The following is a 17997-nucleotide window of genomic DNA, read 5'->3' as shown; positions in this document are numbered from 1 at the left end:
GAGCGCGCTTCACGCCCGCCCGCTCAGCCCGGGCCTGCCTCGATCCCCCGCGCGCCCCACGTCGAGGCGAGCCGGCGCCTCACGTCGGTCACTGCGCGGGCGAGCCCGAGGGCGCGGGGCTCCCCTCCACGATCGCAGGGCTCCCGCTGTACACAACCGCGTCGAGCAGCCGCTCCTCCCGCACCATCGCGAGCGCCGGCGCGTCCCGGCGCACCGAGAGGCTGCCGCCAGGATCCGCGAACCCGCACGCCTCCGCCCCCCGCTGCGAGCCGATCTCCCAGAGCGCCTCGGCCGGCGTCGCCCCGCCCTCGCCCCGCAGCGTCACGCGCCGGCCCGTCCGCAGCCGCTCGCCCAGCTCGACGCCGCGCATGTCCTCGAACGGATCGGTGATCACGTGGCTGTCGATCCCGACGCACAGCCGCGCGCCCGCCGCGCGCAGCGCGCCCACGTCGGGCAATCCGTCGCCGAGGTCGCGCTCGGTCGTCGGGCACAGGCACGCGAACGCCCTCGCCGCGCCGAGCAGCGCCGGCTCGTGCGGCGCGAGGTGCGTCGCGTGCACCGCCACGAAGCGCTCGCCGAGGACCCCGCGCTCGGCCAGGAGCTCCACCGGCCGCCGGCCGGTCTCGGCGAGGCACGCCTCGATCTCGGCCGGCTGCTCGGCCACGTGCATGTGCACCATGAGCCCGCGCTCCGCGGCGTACCGCGCGATCTCGCCGAGCCACGCCGGGGGCACGGCGCGCACGCTGTGGGGCGCCACCCCGACGCGCACGTCCTCGCAGCCCGCGTAGCGCGCCCGGAGCGCCTCGACGTCCGCGAGCGCCGCGTCGAGCGAGGCGTCCGAGAACCGCCGCTGCGCCCCCTCGGGCGCCCTGCCCGCGCCGGCGCGCGCGTAGACGACGCGGAGGAGCGCGATCCGGAGGCCCTCCTGGCGCGCGGCCTCGATCACCGCGTCCGCGAGGACGGTGCGATCCGCGTAGGGCGCGCCGCCCGGCTGGTGGTGCACGTAATGGAACTCGCCCACCGTGCGCACGCCCGCGGCGCGGAGCTCGCGGTACGCCACCTTCGAGATCGCATGGATGGACTCCGGCGTGAGCGACTCGGCGAGCGCGTACATGGCGCTGCGCCACGACCAGAAGTCGTCCGCCCCCGACGGCCCCGGCCGCTGCGCCTCACCGCGCATCCCGCGCTGGAAAGCGTGGGAGTGGGCGCTCGCGAGCGCCGGCAGCTCGATGGCTCGCTCGGTCAGCCTCATGCCGCACGTCTATCACGTCTGTCACGCCCGGGTGGCCGGGGAGAGGCGCGAGCCGGCCGCGCTGCCGGCGCGGCCGCCTCTACCGCCGGAGCTGGAGCAACACCGGCCTCAGGCGCGCTCCTGTCGGTCAATCATCGCTCGGCGTCGTCAGCAGCGGGAAGCAGCCAATGCTGAGCTTGCCGCAAGCCCCTTCGAGCAGGTAAGCGCCCCTGTCGGTTTGCTCATAGAAATCCATGGTGAGGGCGCTGCACTCGGGGAGCACATTGCGCGAGTACGCTCGCAGGTCGGCGGCGCAGGCGTCGATCTCCGCGATCGTGGCCGTACACTGCGTCGGCTGGCCGCAGGGCTCTGCCTCGACCTCCGCGAGGACCTGCTCTATCAGCTGCTCTGCCTTGCTCGGGTCGGCCATGCACCCCTCGACCAGCTCGGAGCACTTCGCCCGCAGCTCGGCGTCGTTGGTCCCGGCGTCGTCCCCGTACGCCGCGCCGAGCACACCCTGCATACGGCACATGAGGTCGACGGTCATCTGCTCGGCGCTGCAGCTGCGATACCCCTTGCACGCCTGCTCCACCTCCGCGGGCGAGAGCTCGCTGACGAGCGCCGACGTGTCGAGTCCGGAGCAGGACGCAGCCCCGGGGCCCTCACCCCCAGCCGAACCCGCCGATTCGCGGGGCGTCGCGCCGTCGTCGTCTCCCCCGCAGCCCAGCCCCGAGAGGCCGGAAGCCAGGCACACCACCACACAAGCCCAGAACGTCGTTCGCATTCCTCTGCACTCCCGATGAAAGGGTAAGAATCGAGCCCTGCCGCGGCGGCAGAACCACCTTTCCTTACGCCGGGCTGCTCCGGTTCCCTCCCTGGCGAGGCCGTCACGATGCTGCTCTCCCCGCGCCGCGACGCCGGCCCTCTGGCCCTCTGGATCTTCCTCGGGCCCTCGTGCCCGAGCGCACCTCACCGCTTCGGCTCGATCTCGAGCTCGGGCAGCCCCGCGAGCTTCACATCGACATCCGCGGCGGGCGGCGCTTCACGGGCCTCCTCGCGGCGGGGCGCCATGACCGTCAGGGCGCGCGGGAGGCACTCCACAACGAGGGGCGTGGTCCCCGCCTCCTCGCCGTCGATGAGCACGTGCTGGGGCGGATCGGTGGTGATGCGGACCCGGCGGGCGGCGAGGAACCCGACGTTGTCGCGCTCGGCCGGCTCGCCGTCGATCGCGGTCCTCAGGAGGTGCAGCCCGGTCGCGACCGCCTCGACGAGCGTCGTGGCCGACACGATGGTGACGTCGAGCCGCCCATCCTCGGGGGACAGGACGGGCGGCCCCTGCGCCAGCACCGTGCGCGGAGGCGCCATGTTCGCGACGGTCACCGCGACCGCCCGGCAGTGGACCCGCTGGTCCTGGGTCTCGATCTCGACCGCGAACGGCTCGAGGCTCATCAGCTTCTTCAGCCCGGTGAGCATGTACGCGAGCACACCCCAGCGCTGCTTCTCGTCCTGCGGGGTCTCGCCGACCGTGTCGGCGTGCAGCCCGACCGCCGACAGCAGGATCATGGTCCTCCCGTTCGCGCGGGCGGCGTCGATGCGCGTCGGCTCGCCGTGGACGAGCACCTCGATGGCCCCCTCCAGGTCGGCCGGGATGCCCAGGGAGTTCGCGATCGAGTTCGCCGTTCCGAGCGGCAGGATGCCCAGGCACACGTCGCTCCCGAGGAGCGCGGACGCCACGCTGGAGACCGTCCCGTCGCCGCCCGCCGCGATCACCAGGGAGGCGCCCTCGCGGCGCGCAGCCTCGGCGCACGCGGCGGCGGAGCGGCCCTCGCTCGTCTCGTAGACGCTCAGCGCAAGCGCGCGCTGGAGCCGGGCAGGCAGCGACTCGACCGCATCGCCCGCATGGCCTGCAGCCGGGTTGAAGATCAGCGCCGCTCTCCGCTCGGTCATCGCGGCATCGTAGAACGCCGAACCGGTTGAAACCCGAAGAAAAATCGGCAGGGTGGCCGCGGGCAGCGCCCGCGGGCGGCCCGCGCGGCTGTGCCTGCGTGCGCCACGCGCGCGACAGCGACGCCCCGCCGCCCAGCGCGGCGACGCCGCTCGCCGCACGGTGGCACGGCAGTTGTACCGCAGCGTTATTCATGAAGTTTCAGCGGTTCGGTCGAATGGATTGTCTTGCGCTCGCGCTCCTCGGCGCAGGGACGCTCACCGCCTGCGGGGCGGACTCGTCGAGGGACACGGGGGACAGAGGCGCCGCGAGCGCCGGGAGCACCGGAGGCGGCGAAGGCGGCACGGGCGGCGAAGGCGGGGGGAATGGCGGAGGCGGCGCGTCATGGCCCGTCGACACCTACCCGATCGACATCACGCCATCCGAGGACTGGAAGAACCAGATCAGCTTCCCCTTCGAGCCCTTCGCCGCCTGGCCTGCGACCTTCGGGGCGCCGGGCTGGGTGAAGTTCACCGTGCTGATGCACGATCCCACGAAGGTCTATTACCAGGACAGCAACAAGCTCCCGTTCCACGGCGAGTTCGCCACGACGCGACTCGACCCGTTCATCGGCAAGTCGCTGGACGAGTTCGACCGGATCTCGCTGTACGAGGAGGGACAGGAGGCCATCCTCGGCGCCGTGCTCTTCCCGCCGAGCCCGGAGAGCGTGCCGGAGTACGGCATCCAGCTCGTCCGACAGGACGCCTACGATCCCGAGGTGGCGCGCGTCGTCCTCGAGCTCGTGAAGGAAAGCGTCATCGCGCCCGGGGGGGTGCGGCCCTTCTATTTCCCCACGTACGAGCAGGCGGCTTCGGCCGCTGAGAACAGCGCGTTCTTCGCGCAGAGCGGGTTCCCGGTGAGCTCGGTCGAGCGATGGCTGGACGGCGACGCGTGTTATGCGACGGGCTGGGCCGTGGGCCGGCTCCGCTATGTCCCGCCGGACGCGATCGACGCCGCCTATGCGAGCGGCGATCTCCGGGCCGAGGACATCCTGCTCACCGACTCGATCCCCGCGGAGGTGCCTTATGTGGCGGGCATCGTGTCGCTCTCGCCCGCGACGCCGAACGCGCACACCGCCCTCCTTGCGACCTCGTTCGGCATCCCGTTCGTCTACCTCGGCGATCCGGCCGCCGCGGAGGCGGCGAAGGCGCTCGACGGCGAGCAGATCGCGCTGCGGGCCTCGCTGCAGTACGGGACCCTCTGCCGCGCGGAGCTCTTCGACGCCGGCGGGATCACGCCGTCCGACAGGGAGCAGCTCCTCTCGCTGAAGCGGCCCGGCGATCTGGAGCTCCGGCCCAAGGAGCCCCTGGGCGCTTATACCGGGTCCACCGAGGATCTCGGCCCCGCGGACATCGTCCATTTCGGGGGCAAGGCCGCGAACTATGGCCTGCTGCGGGACGCCATCCCGGAGAGCTCCGATGTCGCGGTCGCGCTGTCGTTCGATCTCTGGGACGATTTCCTCGATCAGGTCATGCCCGGCGGCCGCACGCTGCGCGCCGAGATCGCCGAGCGCCTCGAACGCCATAGTTATCCGCCCGACATGCTGGCGCTCAAGGCCGATCTCGCCGCGATCCGCGCGCGGATCACCGGCGAGACCGCCTTCTCCGCGGGGCAGCGGCAGGCGATCGAGGCGGCGCTCGCGGGCTTCACGCCCACGAAGAAGATCAGGTTCCGGAGCTCGACCAACGTGGAGGACAGCGCCGTCTTCACGGGCGCGGGCCTCTACGACAGCTACAGCGGCTGCCTGGCCGACGAGCGGGACGCCGACCAGGCGGGGCCGAGCCGGTGCGACGCCGGCGAGGCCGACGAGCGCGGCGTGTTCCGCGCGCTCCGCAAGGTGTACGCGAGCTTCTACAACGACAACGCCTTCCTCGCCCGGCTCCTCCATGGCGTGGACGAGGCCGAGGTCGGGATGGGCGTCCTCGTCCATCACTCCTATCCTGACGAGGACGAGATGGCGAACGGCGTCGCGACGCTCGCGCGGCGCGAGCTGGTAAGCGATCAGATCCAGATCGTGACGCAGCTCGGGGCGACCTCCGTCACAAACCCGGAAGGCGGAGCGCAGCCGGAGGTCGTGACCGCGAGCCGCTTCGACGATGGCACCTCCGTTTACCTCCTGTCCGGCTCGACGCTCGTCCCGCTCGGCGGCCACGTGATGCAATGGGAGGACGATTACCACGCGCTCGCCGCCCTGCTCGGCCGCGTCGAGGAGCGGTTCAGCGAGGTGAACCCCGGCAGGAAGTCGTTCCTTCTCGATTACGAGTTCAAGAAGATGAAGCCGGGAGAGCTCGTCGTGAAGCAGGTGCGCGAGGTCGCGCTCCCGGACACGACGCCGAGCCTCACGCCGTTCCTGCTCGACGAGCCGCGGGAGGTCTGCACCTTCCAGGGCGAGTTCGGCGACGTGTTCGCGAACCACCGGCTCAAGGTGCGGGCGAGGCTCTCGGCGAGGAGCGCGTTCCTCACGCCGGCGGCGCTCGCCAGCACCCTGTTCGAGGACGCGCGGCTCGACTACCTCTCCGGTGGATCGGCGGCGACGCTCTCGGGGAGCCCCGCGTCGTGGCCTGCCGCGTCCCACACGTACGCCGACGAGACGGCCACGGACTCCTTCGTGGACGGCGCCGGGGCCTCGGCGATCACGTATTCGCTCGCCGCCTCCCCGGTGCCCGAGCTCGTGCCGCCGTCGCTGGGCCCGCTTGTCGCGCTGCGCGACCTGGGGATGGTGCTCAGCGCCTCCTATGCCACGCCCGCGCCGGCGCTCGACTGGGACGGCGCGCCGGCCTTCGTGTCCTCGGAGGCGGTGCAGCTCGACGCTTGTCCCGCGGACGGCCCCCCTGTGGCGGGGGCGTTGCCCCAGCAGCGCTCGCTGTCGTGGGCGTCCGGCGTCGTTGTCGAGACGTTATTCTACTGGCCGCCGGCCCCCAAGGGCGTCACGGCGGGGTACACGGCGCCGCTCCACAAGTGGGTGGGGACGCGCATCGAGGGGCTGACAAGCGCTCCGATCGAGCTGAAGGGCTACTACGCGCAGACGTACCGCCCGCAGCACCACAACTTCTCGGAGGATTTCATCTTCGAGCCCCGCCTCGAGCCCGGCCTGGATCCCGCGATCCTCGCCGAGCTGGAGCAGAAGGGCATCCGGCTGATCTACGTCCGGACGTCGGACGGCGGCGGAGGCGGCGACAGGATGTGGACGCTCGATCCAGCGGGCGTGTTCCACGAAGTCGACTGAGCGGCGCTCTCGCGGCCTGCGGAGCCCGGGCGAGCCCCGTCGCCCAAGGCTCCGCAGGGCTCGTCACTCGTCCTCGGAGCGCACGACCGGGCTCGACTGCCGCTCCAGACGACCGCGCGACGTGGCCGATGCCGGCGCGCGCGGAGTTGACACGCGGAGGCTGCGGGTGGACCAGAGACGCCGGCTGCTATTGCCGACGAGGAGAAGCTCATGAGCCTTTACGACAGCTCGTTCCCCCAGATGACCCGCATGCTCGGCCAGGTGCTGGTCTGGCTCGACAAGGCGGAGGCCTATGCGCAGCAGAAGAAGTTCGATCCGGAGGTGCTGCTCGCCGCGCGCCTCGCGCCCGATCAGTGGCCCCTCAGGCGTCAGATCCAGAACGTCATCGCCTGGCCCCTCCGGCTGAGCGCGCTCCTCGCCGGCGCGGAGCTGCCGCAGGTCGAGACGGGCAACGACACGATCGCGGAGCTGCGCGCGCGCATCGGCAAGGCGATCGAGCAGTTGAAGGCGGTGACGCCGGAGCAGCTGAAGGGCGCGGAGGACCGCACGATTCCGCTCTTCTTCCTGCCGGGAAAGGGCATGAAGGCCCCGGAGTTCGTGTTCCAGTTCGCGCTCCCCAACTTCTACTTCCACGCCACCACCGCGTACTCGATCCTGCGGCACAACGGGCTCGACGTCGGCAAGTCCGACTTCATCGGGTCGCTCGCCCTCCGCGACCTGTGACCACGGCCGCCCTCCCCCGCGGGGAGGCGGCAGGGTGCCGTCAGTCGTCCTCGCGCTCGTCCCCGAAGAGCACGCCGATCTGAAGCTCGATCGCGTCGAACGGCTCGGCCCTGATGCGCTCGCCCCGCTCCGCGCGGAGCGCCACGAGGTACCCCTCCGGGGTCCACCGGTGCACGGTCAGCGTCTCTTCCCTGGGATCGACGATCCAGTAATATGGCAGCTGACAGCGCTGGTAGACGCGCAGCTTCTTGACCGTGTCGTTCCGCGCGTTGCTCGGGGAGAGCACCTCACAGACCCAGTCGGGCCGGATCCGGACAGGGCACCCGCCGGGCCGCTCCGGCGCGCGCTCGCGACGCCAGCCGACCACATCGGGCCGGTACACCTGGTCCGGCATGAACTCGACCTCGATCTCCGTGGCGAACCACCATCCCCCGGGCCAGCGGCCCCCGGGGCGCCGCTGGAAGGGGATCTTCACGTGCGCGACGACGGCGGACTGCGCGTCGCCGTGCTCGAACGAAGGCACGGCCTTCTGCACGAGCTCGCCGTCGATGATCTCGTGAAAGCGCCGCTCCTCGGGGATGGCCAGGAGATCCGCCACGGAGGCTGGACGTGGCTTCTGTGCTGCGGTGGGCACGCGCCGAGCATACCGCTTCCGACAAATGGCCGCGACCACTTGCTTTTCATAGCAATTTCAAAATCTTACACTCCAGCGCCGCGGGGGAGCCGACCCGGCTTCGGCGCCCCTCAGCGTGCGCTCGCCTCGCGATCGGCGAGCGCCGCGAGCGTCTCCTGCGCGACAAGCGCCGAGGACGCCGGGTTCTGCCCGGTGACGAGCCGGCCATCCCGGACGGCGAACGGCTTCCACACAGGGCCTCGCTCGTAGCGCGCGCCCAGGCTGCGCAGCCGCGACTCCAGGGCGAACGGGACGACGTCCGCGAGGCCCACGGCCTGCTCCTCCTCGTCCGAGAAGGCGCTCACGCGCCGCCCCTTCACGAGCGGCTCGCCGCTCGCGAGCCGGACGTTCACGAGCGCGCCGGGGCCGTGGCACACGGCGGCGACCACCTTGCCCCGATCGAACGCGCGGCCGAGCAGCCTCGCCGTGGCGGCGTCGCCGGCGAGATCCCACATCACGCCGTGGCCACCGACGACGAAGCAAGCGTCGTAATCGCCGGCGATCCCGTCGATGCGGAGCGTCGACGAGAGCTTCGCCTGCGCCCGTTCGTCGTCGAGGAACGCCCGCACGGCGTCGGACGGCTCCGCGGAGCTCTTCGGGTCGGCCGGCGGCCTGCCGCCCTGGAGCGACGCGATGTCGACGTCCGCCCCGGCCTCGACGAACGCGCGGTACGGCGCGGCGAGCTCCTCGAGCCAGAACCCGGTCGGTTGCCCTGTCTCGCCGAGGCGTGCGTGGCTGGTGACGATCAAGAGAATCCTCGCGTTCATGGCGGCTCGCTCCTGTGTGGGTCTGTGCGCTGTCGCGCCCGAGGCGCTCGGGCCCGAGGCGACGGGATGAACTTAGGCGCCCGCATCGATGAAAACCAGCGAGACGATCTCACGCTATAGATGAGCCGTGCTCATCAATTACGAGCTGCTCCGCACCCTGCTCGACGCCGGCGTCGCGCCCACGTTCGCCGAGGCGGCCAGGCGCCGCCGCGTCACGCCGTCGGCCGTGAGCCACCAGATCAAGGCGCTGGAGGCGCGGCTCGGCGTCCCGCTGTTCGAGCGGGTCGGGCGCAACGCGCGGCTCTCGCCGGCGGGCGAGGGCCTCGTCGCCGCGCTGCGCGAGGCGTTCGCGCGTATCGACGACGCGCTCGTCGCCGTGTCGGACGATCACCGGGAGGTCCGGGGGACCGTGCGCATCGGCGGGCCGGGCCCGTTCTCCCGCATGTGGCTCCGTCCCAGGCTCGCTCGGCTCCTCCGCGCGCACCCCGAGCTCGTCATCGACGTGCGCTTCGACGTGCCGTCCGTGCTCGCGCGGCGCCTGCTCGCGGGAGACGACGATCTGAGCCTCCTCGTGAGCGCCGAGGACACCCCGGGGCTCGAGGCGCGGCCCATCTACGTCGAGGAGTTCTCGGCGGTCGCGTCGCCCGCGCTCCTCGGAGCGCGCGGCCGCCCGGAGACGGCGCGGGAGCTCGCGGAGCACAGGTTCATCGTCTTCGACGCGGATCTCGCGATGCACGCCGCGTGGTGGCGGGCCTCGTACGGCAAGAAGGCCCCGCTGCCGCCGAAGATCGCGTGCCGCATCACGAGCCTCGACGAGATGCTTGCGCTCGTGATCGCGGGCGTCGGGATCGCGGTCCTGCCGAACTACTTCATCGCCGAGGCGGTCGCGGCGGAGCAGGTCGTCATGGTGGGGCCGCGGCCAGGCAAGGTGGGCCGGGGCGCCCGGAACACGATCCACCTGGCCTGGCGCAAGGGCGCGGCCCAGAGCGCGCGCTTCCGGGCCGTGCAGGCGGCGCTGCTGGAGGAGGGCTGAGCGCCGCGCGCGGGCTCATCGGCCCGTGTCACGGAGCGTGCTGGGCCTGGGACGTGCGCCGCCCGTCCAGAGTCCGCGCGCTTCACCGGGCGCGGGCGCGCCGTCGAGCGATTCAGTGAAACGACGGGCAGCGCGGCGGCTACACTCCACACGGAGAGCCCATGCTGACCTCGATCACGCTCGAGAACTTCAAGAGCTTCCGGAAGGCGGCGATCCCGCTGGGCCCCTTCACGCTGCTCGTCGGGACGAACGCCTCCGGCAAGAGCAACCTCCGCGATGCCTTCCGCTTTCTCCATGGCGTCGGCCGCGGCTATTCGCTGGCGGAGATCCTGGGAGAGAAGTACGGCGAGGGCGGCGAGCTTCAGTGGAAAGGGCTCCGAGGCGGCACGAAGGAGGTCGTCTTCGGAGGAGGAGCGGAGTTTTCGATCGGTGCAGAGCTCGGACCGGTAGATTCGCACCCCGATTCGCATATTAGATATCAGATCTCTGTCGCGACCGGAAGCCTGAACGCTGCTCCCAGGGTCACCCGCGAGTCACTCTACTGGAACCCGGAGATATGCTTCGACTCCCATCCACCCGACGGTGCGCTCGAACAGGAAAGCGAAGAGCGGCTCATCGTACGCCTGAGGCAAGCTAGAGAATCTGTTTCATCCAGCTCACCTGCCATCACGCAGGTCCTAGATTCCGGTTATGTTCGAAGAGGAATAAGGGGTACGCTACGAACCCTGCGCTCGATGCGTTTCCTGGATCTCTCACCGGACGCTGCGCGGCTGCCCTCGTTGCCAGGCCGACAGGTGCTCGGGGATCGCGGCGAAAACCTCTCGTCCGTACTGCAAGCGATCTCCCAGGATCCGAAGCGAAGAGACACGCTCCTTGAATGGATCCGCGCCCTCACGCCGCTCGACGTCGTGGATCTCGACTTTCCTCAGGATTTCTCGGGGCGCGTCCTCGTGCACCTCGTGGAGCAGGGTGGGCGCCGGATCTCGGCCTACAGCGCCTCGGACGGCACGCTGCGCTTCCTCGCGATCCTCGCCGCTCTGCTCGATACCGACTCCGCCCATTTCTATTTCTTCGAGGAGATCGAGAACGGCATCCATCCGACACGCCTTCACCTACTCGTGCAGCTCATCGAACAGCAGTGTCGCACCGGGGGTGTCCAGGTCATCGCGACGACCCATTCGCCCCAGCTCCTCGGCTTCCTCAGCCCCGAGTCCAGGGAGAGCGCCCTCCTCATCTACCGGCTCCGCGGCGCCGACGAGTCCAGCGTGCGCAAGGTGGTCGACCTCCCCGACCTGAGCCGAGTCCTCGAGACGCAGGACCTCGCTCGGCTCCACGCCTCGGGGTGGCTGGAAGACATGGTCGAGCTCATGGCAGACGACGCGGGCGAGGCTGCCCAGTGAGCTACCGCGTGCTCGTCATCCCCGAGGACTTTCGCAAAGATCAGTACGTCCTCGAGCCGATCGTCACGAAGATGTTCGAGGCCATCGGTCGCAAAGCCAAGGTGATCGTCTGCCGCGATCCGCTCCTCGGCGGCGTCGACCAGGCGCTCAGGTGGGAGCGGCTCCAGGAGATACTCCTGCGCTACCAGGCGATGATCGAGTGCTTCCTGCTCATCGTCGATCGCGACGGCAAGGCGGGGCGGCGCGATGCCCTCGATCGGCTAGAGTCGCTGGCAAGCGCCGCGCTTCCATCAAGAAAGCGCTTCCTCGCCGAGAATGCCTGGCAGGAGATTGAGGTGTGGCTCCTCGCCGGGCACGACTTGCCCTCGGACTGGCGTTGGAAGGACGTGCGCGCACACGAGAACCCGAAGGAGGCGTATTACCGATCCCTCGCCCAGGCGCGCGGCGTCCTTCACGAGCCGGCCGAGGGGCGCGGGCTCCTGGCCCGCGAAGCAGCCTCGCGTTACGGCCGCATCCGCTCCCTGTGCCCGGAAGTCGTAGACCTCGAGCAGCGCCTCGGCGCCTAGGGAGAGCGTTCCCCGAGCTCGTCCCCTATTTCCACGGTAGGCTCCCGGCACAACCTACCGCACAACCACCAGGAACGAGCTCACCCGGTGCGGAACCAGCGCCCCCGCGCCGCCCGCGCCCCGTACAGCCTCACCCGCCCCAGTCGACCTTGGGCCTCCCGGGCGGCGTGACATTGGGCATCTCGTGGAAGAGCCCCCGCGCCAGGTCGGGCAGCGGCGCGCACGCCTGCTCTCCCAGGTTGGTCAGCTCCAGCGGATCCTCGAGCACGTTGAAGCAGTGGTACTCGCCGTCCCACTCGCGCGCCTCGATCTTCAGCGGCCCCTGCATCATCCCCCAGTTGCGGAACGCGCACCCCCACACCCACGTGCAGTTCGTCAGCGGCACCGGCGCGACCGTGCGCTCCGGCCGCGTCAACGGGTGTCCGATCATCCGCCTCCGGAACGGATCGAGCCCCGGCTCGTCCCAGAGGCCCATCAGATCGAGGAACGTCGGCGCCAGATCGAGGTGCCACACGAACGCGTCCCTCGCGCCCTCGATGCTCGCCCGCTCCTCCGGCGCGAGCGTCCCCTCCGGCGCGTCGACCCACGCCGGGACGAGGATCTCCTCGTCCCAGAGCGAGCTCGTGTGGCCGAGCTGCCAGTGCTCCCGGAACGACTCGCCATGATCCGACGTGTACACGATGACCGTGCGCTCGCCGCTCGGCGTCCCGCGGATGTGCTCGATGAGCCGGCCGACCGCCATGTCCGACAGGTAAACGACGTTCTTGTAATAGTTCTTGAAGTGCTCGTTCTTCTCGGGCGCCTTCGTCAGCTCGCTCGGCTGGAACGGCGAGTGGAGCGGATCGCTCACGTACGGGAAATGGACGTTCGAATAATGGACGACCGCGAAGAACGGCTCGACGAGCTCGTCCCACTCCTCGATCACCCGGTCCGTGAGCTGCCGATCATAAGCGCCGTAATCGAGGTCGGCGCCCGGATCGAGCTGGGTCGCGACCGCCCGGTGGGAGACCGGGATATCCTGCACGTAGAGCCGGGCGTTCCCGAACATGAGGTTCTGGCTCGTCCAGTACGCGGTGTCCCACCCGGCCGCGTGCGCGTAATCCCAGAGCAGCGGGGCCGAGCCGAGCACCGCGAGGCTCTCCGTCGGAGGGACGCCGGACCAGATGTTCGAGATGGAGATGGCCGTCGTCGAGTCGTGGGCCCGCATCTGCAGGAGCGGCATGCGACGGGGCGCCGCGGCGTTGGAGAACGGCGTCGCCAGCTTGCAGGCCGGGTCGTGCTCGACACACGTCACGTCCGCGCGCTGGCTCTCCTGCAGGATGAGCACCACGTTCCGCGGCCGCGCAGGCCGCGCCGAGAGCCGCGGCACGCGCTCCGGGTCGCGGCGCTGCACCCGTAGATCCGGCGAGTCGTCCGTGATGCCGAGGTGCTCCTTCACCACGGCCGTGACGCCATGGAAGTAGATCATGTCGGCCGACGACGACTGGATCACCCGGTAGCTCACAGGGATCCGCGTCACGCCGGCCAGCGCGAGCGGCACGAGCACGGCGGCGACGCGCCGCCGGAGCCGCCGGGGGCGCACGAGCCGGCGGGAGAGCCGGAGCGCCCAAAGGGCGAACCCGAGCGCGACGGCGAAGTGGACGATCACGCGCGGCTGCCCGAGCGGGAGCGTGCCCACGATCGACCAGGGGATCGACTGGGAGTGGATCTGGGAGTCGACCGAACAGTAGATGTTGTAGAGGGCGTGGAAGCCCCCCTGGACGCCGCACACGAGCGTGAAGAGCGCGACGAACAGCGCGCCCACCGGGCCGCGCGCCGCGCCGCGGCGGCCCGAGGCGACATAGAGCAGGACGCCCCAGAACCCCAGCGACGCCGCCACGGTCGCGGCGTACCCCGCGGCGTGCGGCCGATCGAACGTGGTCATGTGGCGACCCCGGCGCAGCACGTCGACGACGAGGAACAAGAGCGCCGGCGAGGCCAGGAGGGCAGCGCGGATCAGGCGGACGCGGCGGAGGGCGGCCTTCCGCGCGGCGCGCGGGCGGGCGCGAGCGCGGGCGGCGCGATCGTCGGCGCGCGCGGGGAGGATGATGGCGGGGGGCGCGGGCGGCGGCTCGGCGAGCGCGCCGCCCTGTCGATCGATGTCCTGGCTCATCCGGCTCAGTCGTGGCGAGGCTCCGCCGCGAGGCCGCGGAGGTGGACGGGGACGTCGACGCTGCCGGCGGGACCGCCGTAGATGGCGTCCGCGAGCCGGGGAAGGTCGCCGCAGGCGGCGGGCCCGAGGTCGCGCTGCTCGCGCGGGTCGGCGAGCACGTCGTAGCAGTGCCAGGCGGTGTCCCAGGCGCGGGATTCGAGCTTCATGTTGCCGCGCATCATCCCCCAGTTCTTGAACGCGCAGCCCCAGATCCCGGTGCAGTTGGTGAGCGCCAGCGCAGCCGGCCCCGGCGATGGCCTGAGCAGGCTGTGCCCGACCATGGCCGCCCGGTAGCCCGCGAGCGCGGGCTCCTCCCAGATGCCCATCAGGTCGAGCAGGGTCGGCGCCACGTCGGTGTGGAAGGCCGGCTCGTCCCGGGCCGCGCGCAGCGCGCCCTCCTCCGCGGCCGTCAGGGTGCCCGGCGGCGCGTCGATCCAGCCGGGCACGCGGATCTCCTCGTCGAGGATCGAGCCCGTGTGGCCGAGCTGGCCGTGCTCCCGGAACGCCTCGCCGTGGTCCGACGTGAAGACGATGACCGTGCGATCGCCGACCGGAGAGCTCCGCACGAAGCGGATGAGCTCCGCGATGGCCGCGTCCTGCCGGTGGACGGCGTTCTTGTAGAAGTTGCGGTACGCCTCGTTGTCGTCCGGCGCCTTGCTCTCGAGGGCGGGCTGGAACGGCGCGTCCTCCGGGTCGACAAGGTAGGGGACGTGGGTGTTGCCGAAGTGGGCGACCGCGAGGAACGGCTCGCGCAGCGAGAGCACCTCGGACTGCACGTGCGCCGACAGCAGCCGGTCGTCGGCCCCGAGATCGATGTCGGCGAGCGGATCGAGCTCGGTCGCGCCGCACTGGTGCGAGACCGGCAGGTCCTGCACGTAGAGGCGCGAGTTGGCGAACATCATGTGGTGGCTCGTCCAGTACGCGCTGTCGAAGCCGGCGGCGTGCGCGTAGTCGAAGACGAGCGGCGCCGTGTGGAGCGCCTCGCGGGTCGCGATCGGCTGGAGGCCGGACCAGAGCACCGCGAGCCCGATCGCCGTCGTCGACGCGTTCGAGCGCATCTGCGTGAGCGGCAGCCGGTCGGGCACCGCCGCGTCGGTGCGCGGCGTGCCGGGGCACGCGGAGGGCGCCTCGCCGGCTTTGACGGGCGCGGGCGCGGGCGCGCGCGCCGAGCACGTCGCGTCGGCGCGCACGCTCTCGGTCAGGATGAAGAGGACGTTGCGCCGCGGGCCCGGCTCCGGGGCGACCTGCGGCAGCGAGGGCGGCGTGCGGAGCCCGGGGCGCACCTGCGCCGTGGTCTGGACGCCGGCGAGCTCCTTGAGCAGGCCGCCGATCGCGTGGAAGTAGATGACGTCGGGCGTGGAGGCCTGCACCGTGCGGTAGGAGCACGGCAGGACGAACGCGGCCACCACGCCCGCAGGCGCGGCGAGGCGGGCGGCGCGGGCCCACGCCGTGCGGCCTGGCCGCACGATCCGCCGGCCCAGCCACACGAGCGCGATCGCGAGCAGGAGCGGCGGGAGGACCGAGCGCAAGAAGTTCTCGCCGTCGGCCCGGAGCTGACCAAAGAGGCTGGCCGAGAGCGAGGTCCCGAAGAGCGTCGCGTCGAGGTTGAGGTACGTCGCGTACTGGCGGTGGAAGTAGAGCTGCCCGCCGAGCGACAGCGTCGCGAGCGTCACGAAGAGCAGCGCCGCGACCCACCGCGACGCGCCCCGCCGCGACGAGGCCGCGAAGAGCAGGAGCCCCCAGAGCGCGGCGCTCTCGATCATCGCGCCGAGGTAGCTCGCCATGTGCTTCCCGCCCAGATCGAGCAGGCGATCCCCGCGGATGCGGGCGTCCGCGATCACGACGAGGAGCAGCGGGAGCGCCAGGAACAGGCGACCGTAGCGGCGGCGGACGCGGGCGACGGCGCGCAGCCGCGCGCGCGCCGCGGCGCGGTCCGCGCCCAGATCGCGGGCGAGGCCGCGAGACGAGCGGCTCGAGGCATCGGCCTCGACCGCCTGAGGATCGTTCAGCGCCTTGGAACGGAGCACAGAGGCGCGCGAGTTTACCGAGGACGTGGCGTATCGGGAACGTTTCTGAGGCGGCTCGGTGGCATCGAGATGACGGGGCCGCCCGGCAGGGGCCGCCCGGAATACGGAGAAAACCCTTCGACCGCCGCGCGAGGCGTGCCATGAGAGGCGTTCGCATGGCGGAGCAGCTCTTCCTGAACGGGTTGCGCGGCGCGCAGGCCTCCGGGGCCGCGGCGCCGCCGGCCGAACCCTCCCCCACCGCGGCCGCCGCGCAGCCCGAGCCGCAGCCGCCCGCCGCGCCGGCGCCCGAGCCGCCGCTCGAGACGGCGGCCAGGCTCAGCGCCGAGCTGGAGGCCGCGCTCGTGCGCGAGCTCATGGCGGCCTACCAGAGCCTGAACTACACGCATTTCCGGCGGAAGCTGCGCTCGGCGTCGATCGAGCTGTCCGACGCCGCGAGCCGGCTCGGGCGATGGATCTCGGAGGCGCGCGTGATCGAGATCTCGCGGCCGCTCGTCCTGACGCAGCCGTGGGGCGTCGTGATCGAGGTGCTGAAGCACGAGATGGCGCATCAGTACGTGCACGAGGTGCTGGGCGTCCGGGACGAGGCGGCGCACGGGCCGGCGTTCCGCGAGGTGTGCACGCGCCTCGGCATCGACGGGACGGCGTCGGGGATGCCGGCCGCGGCGCGCTCGCCGGCGGATCCGGGCGGGGCCGCGCGCGGCGACGGGGGCGCGACGGAGGCGAGCGTGGACGCCCGGATCCTCGATCGCATCGCGCGGCTGCTCGCGCTCGCGGACAGCCCGAACGCGAACGAGGCGCAGGCGGCGATGAGCGCCGCGCAGCGGCTGATGCTGAAGTACAACCTCGACGTCGCGAAGGCGCGCGCCGCGCGGCAGTACGGCTTCCGCCACCTCGGCGCGCCGAGCGGGCGCGTGGGCGAGACCGAGCGGATCGTCGGCGGCATCCTCGGGAAGCACTTCTTCGTCGAGGCGATCTGGGTGCCCGTGTACGTGCCGCTCGAGGGCAAGCGGGGCAGCGTCCTCGAGATCTGCGGGACGCCGGCGAACCTGGAGATGGCGGCCTACGTGCACGCGTTCCTGCACCACACGGCCGAGCAGCTGTGGAACGAGCACAAGCGGGTCCACGGGGTGAGGGGCAACAAGGACCGGCGGACATACCAGGCCGGGGTGATGCTCGGGTTCCTCGAGAAGCTGAACGCGGAGCGGAAGGTGTCCGTGGAGCAGGGGCTCGTCTGGGTGAGGGACGCCGATCTGGACGGCTATTATCGGACGCGCCACCCGCACGTGCAGCACCTGCGCCACACGGGCAATCAGCGGACGGCGGCGCACGCCCACGGGCGGGAGGCGGGGCGGAGGATCGTCCTGCACCGCCCGATGCAAGGGGCGACCGGCAACCGGGGAATGCTGCTGCCGCCCGGCAAGAAGGGCTGAGCTCACGACTCCGGATCCGGGCCGCGCGCGGAGCTCGGACGGAAGACGGAAGACGGAAGACGGAAGACGGACAACGGACGACGCGCGATGGCGCAGCGCCGGGGTCTGGGCAGCGGCGCGCGCTCGACGCGCTCGTTGACGGAGAAGGAGCGGTTCCGGCACGATGGCGCGGCGCGCGGGCCAACCTAGGAGAGAACGAGATGCCGCTCCTGTTCACCATTGAAGAGCGCTTCGATGCACCGCCCGAGGACGTCTTCCGGCTGGCGACCGACATCGACTCGTTCAGCGACTGGATGCCCAATTTCGTACGGGTGGAGAAGCTCACGGGCGCGCTCGTCGGCAAGGGCGCGATGTGGCGCGAGACCCGCAAGATGTTCGGCAAGGAATCGACCGAGCTGTTCGAGGTCACGGAGGCGGAGCCCGGGAAGCGCCTGGACCTCTTCATCGATGGGCAGAAGGGCACCACCGGGCGGGGCGCATACCGCTTCCGGTACGTCTTCGAGCCCCAGGGCGCCGGCACGCTGCTCAGGATGGAGGGCGAGATCGCCGGGATGGGGTGGTTCATGGAGGCGCTGGGGCGGCTGTTCATCGGCAGCTTCAAGAAGGCGGTGCACGGGGATCTCAAGGCGATGAAGACGCACCTGGAGCGGCAGCGGGCGAGTTAGCAGGTTCTATTCGCCCGGGCCCCGGAGAGCGGCTGTCCTGGCAGCCCGGCGGCCCGCACGCGCGCCGCTCCGGCATCCTGG

14 protein-coding genes are annotated in these 17997 nt (G+C 71.3%); 7 read left to right on the top strand and 7 right to left on the bottom strand.

The window, feature by feature from the left end:
• Nucleotides 1-88: 88 nt before the first annotated feature.
• The 3 genes from WME90_RS05470 to WME90_RS05460 all read right to left on the bottom strand — a co-directional run bounded on the left by WME90_RS05470 (nt 89) and on the right by WME90_RS05460 (nt 3223).
• Nucleotides 89-1252: a formimidoylglutamate deiminase gene (locus tag WME90_RS05470; protein ID WP_437280008.1), complete on the bottom strand. Its 1164-nt coding sequence runs from the start codon at nt 1250-1252 to the stop codon at nt 89-91.
• Between the two features lie 127 nt (nt 1253-1379).
• Entirely contained in the window at nt 1380-2015 is a 636-nt protein-coding gene (locus WME90_RS05465; protein ID WP_437280007.1) for a hypothetical protein, read from the bottom strand.
• 185 nt (nt 2016-2200) lie between these two features.
• The gene (locus WME90_RS05460; protein ID WP_437283560.1) at nt 2201-3223 is read right to left on the bottom strand and encodes a YegS/Rv2252/BmrU family lipid kinase; all 1023 of its coding nucleotides are present in this window, start codon (nt 3221-3223) and stop codon (nt 2201-2203) included.
• 146 nt (nt 3224-3369) lie between these two features.
• On the opposite strand from WME90_RS05460, the gene WME90_RS05455 reads away from it, so the two are divergent.
• Entirely contained in the window at nt 3370-6441 is a 3072-nt protein-coding gene (locus WME90_RS05455) for a PEP/pyruvate-binding domain-containing protein (protein ID WP_437280006.1), read from the top strand.
• Nucleotides 6442-6651: 210 nt separating this feature from the next.
• Complete coding sequence (locus WME90_RS05450; protein WP_437280005.1) at nt 6652-7164, top strand: DUF1993 domain-containing protein; 513 nt, start codon at nt 6652-6654, stop codon at nt 7162-7164.
• 40 nt (nt 7165-7204) lie between these two features.
• Here the strand turns inward: WME90_RS05450 and WME90_RS05445 are convergent, their stop codons facing one another.
• Together WME90_RS05445 and WME90_RS05440 are read right to left on the bottom strand one after the other, a co-directional pair.
• Complete coding sequence (locus tag WME90_RS05445) at nt 7205-7798, bottom strand: Uma2 family endonuclease (protein ID WP_437280004.1); 594 nt, start codon at nt 7796-7798, stop codon at nt 7205-7207.
• Between the two features lie 110 nt (nt 7799-7908).
• Nucleotides 7909-8604: a type 1 glutamine amidotransferase domain-containing protein gene (locus tag WME90_RS05440; protein WP_437280003.1), complete on the bottom strand. Its 696-nt coding sequence runs from the start codon at nt 8602-8604 to the stop codon at nt 7909-7911.
• Between the two features lie 127 nt (nt 8605-8731).
• On the opposite strand from WME90_RS05440, the gene WME90_RS05435 reads away from it, so the two are divergent.
• From WME90_RS05435 to WME90_RS05425, 3 genes are all read left to right on the top strand, one after another.
• On the top strand, nt 8732-9637 hold the full coding sequence (locus tag WME90_RS05435; protein WP_437280002.1) for a LysR family transcriptional regulator: 906 nt from the start codon (nt 8732-8734) through the stop codon (nt 9635-9637).
• A 161-nt stretch (nt 9638-9798) separates the two neighbouring features.
• A complete protein-coding gene (locus WME90_RS05430; protein ID WP_437280001.1) occupies nt 9799-11037 on the top strand; it encodes an AAA family ATPase in 1239 nt (412 codons plus the stop codon).
• Nucleotides 11034-11603, top strand: a complete 570-nt coding sequence (locus WME90_RS05425) for a hypothetical protein (protein ID WP_437280000.1) — start codon at nt 11034-11036, stop codon at nt 11601-11603. The genes WME90_RS05430 and WME90_RS05425 overlap by 4 nt, the downstream gene beginning before the upstream one ends.
• A gap of 130 nt (nt 11604-11733) precedes the next feature.
• Here the strand turns inward: WME90_RS05425 and WME90_RS05420 are convergent, their stop codons facing one another.
• The gene (locus WME90_RS05420; protein ID WP_437279999.1) at nt 11734-13755 is read right to left on the bottom strand and encodes a sulfatase-like hydrolase/transferase; all 2022 of its coding nucleotides are present in this window, start codon (nt 13753-13755) and stop codon (nt 11734-11736) included.
• Nucleotides 13756-13760: 5 nt separating this feature from the next.
• Nucleotides 13761-15821 carry a sulfatase-like hydrolase/transferase gene (locus WME90_RS05415; protein ID WP_437279998.1) on the bottom strand — a complete coding sequence of 687 codons (2061 nt, stop codon included), beginning with the start codon at nt 15819-15821 and terminating at the stop codon, nt 13761-13763.
• Between the two features lie 155 nt (nt 15822-15976).
• On the opposite strand from WME90_RS05415, the gene WME90_RS05410 reads away from it, so the two are divergent.
• Together WME90_RS05410 and WME90_RS05405 are read left to right on the top strand one after the other, a co-directional pair.
• Complete coding sequence (locus tag WME90_RS05410) at nt 15977-17251, top strand: SprT-like domain-containing protein (RefSeq protein WP_437279997.1); 1275 nt, start codon at nt 15977-15979, stop codon at nt 17249-17251.
• A 200-nt stretch (nt 17252-17451) separates the two neighbouring features.
• Nucleotides 17452-17916, top strand: a complete 465-nt coding sequence (locus WME90_RS05405) for an SRPBCC family protein (protein ID WP_437279996.1) — start codon at nt 17452-17454, stop codon at nt 17914-17916.
• Nucleotides 17917-17997: the final 81 nt, after the last annotated feature.

This window comes from Sorangium sp. So ce375, from assembly GCF_051473855.1.
Taxonomy (GTDB): Bacteria; Myxococcota_A; Polyangia; order Polyangiales; family Polyangiaceae; genus Sorangium.
Note: the sequence above shows the minus strand (reverse complement) of the source record. Positions and strands in the feature narration are given on the sequence as shown.

What these genes read in the sequence shown, in the direction of transcription:
- WME90_RS05470 (WP_437280008.1), bottom strand. Translation starts at nt 1,252, where the DNA reads ATGAGGCTGACCGAGCGAGCCATCGAGCTGCCGGCGCTCGCGAGCGCC.
- WME90_RS05465 (WP_437280007.1), bottom strand. Translation starts at nt 2,015, where the DNA reads ATGCGAACGACGTTCTGGGCTTGTGTGGTGGTGTGCCTGGCTTCCGGC.
- WME90_RS05455 (WP_437280006.1), top strand. Translation starts at nt 3,370, where the DNA reads ATGAAGTTTCAGCGGTTCGGTCGAATGGATTGTCTTGCGCTCGCGCTC.
- WME90_RS05450 (WP_437280005.1), top strand. Translation starts at nt 6,652, where the DNA reads ATGAGCCTTTACGACAGCTCGTTCCCCCAGATGACCCGCATGCTCGGC.
- WME90_RS05440 (WP_437280003.1), bottom strand. Translation starts at nt 8,604, where the DNA reads ATGAACGCGAGGATTCTCTTGATCGTCACCAGCCACGCACGCCTCGGC.
- WME90_RS05430 (WP_437280001.1), top strand. Translation starts at nt 9,799, where the DNA reads ATGCTGACCTCGATCACGCTCGAGAACTTCAAGAGCTTCCGGAAGGCG.
- WME90_RS05420 (WP_437279999.1), bottom strand. Translation starts at nt 13,755, where the DNA reads ATGAGCCAGGACATCGATCGACAGGGCGGCGCGCTCGCCGAGCCGCCG.
- WME90_RS05410 (WP_437279997.1), top strand. Translation starts at nt 15,977, where the DNA reads ATGGCGGAGCAGCTCTTCCTGAACGGGTTGCGCGGCGCGCAGGCCTCC.
- WME90_RS05405 (WP_437279996.1), top strand. Translation starts at nt 17,452, where the DNA reads ATGCCGCTCCTGTTCACCATTGAAGAGCGCTTCGATGCACCGCCCGAG.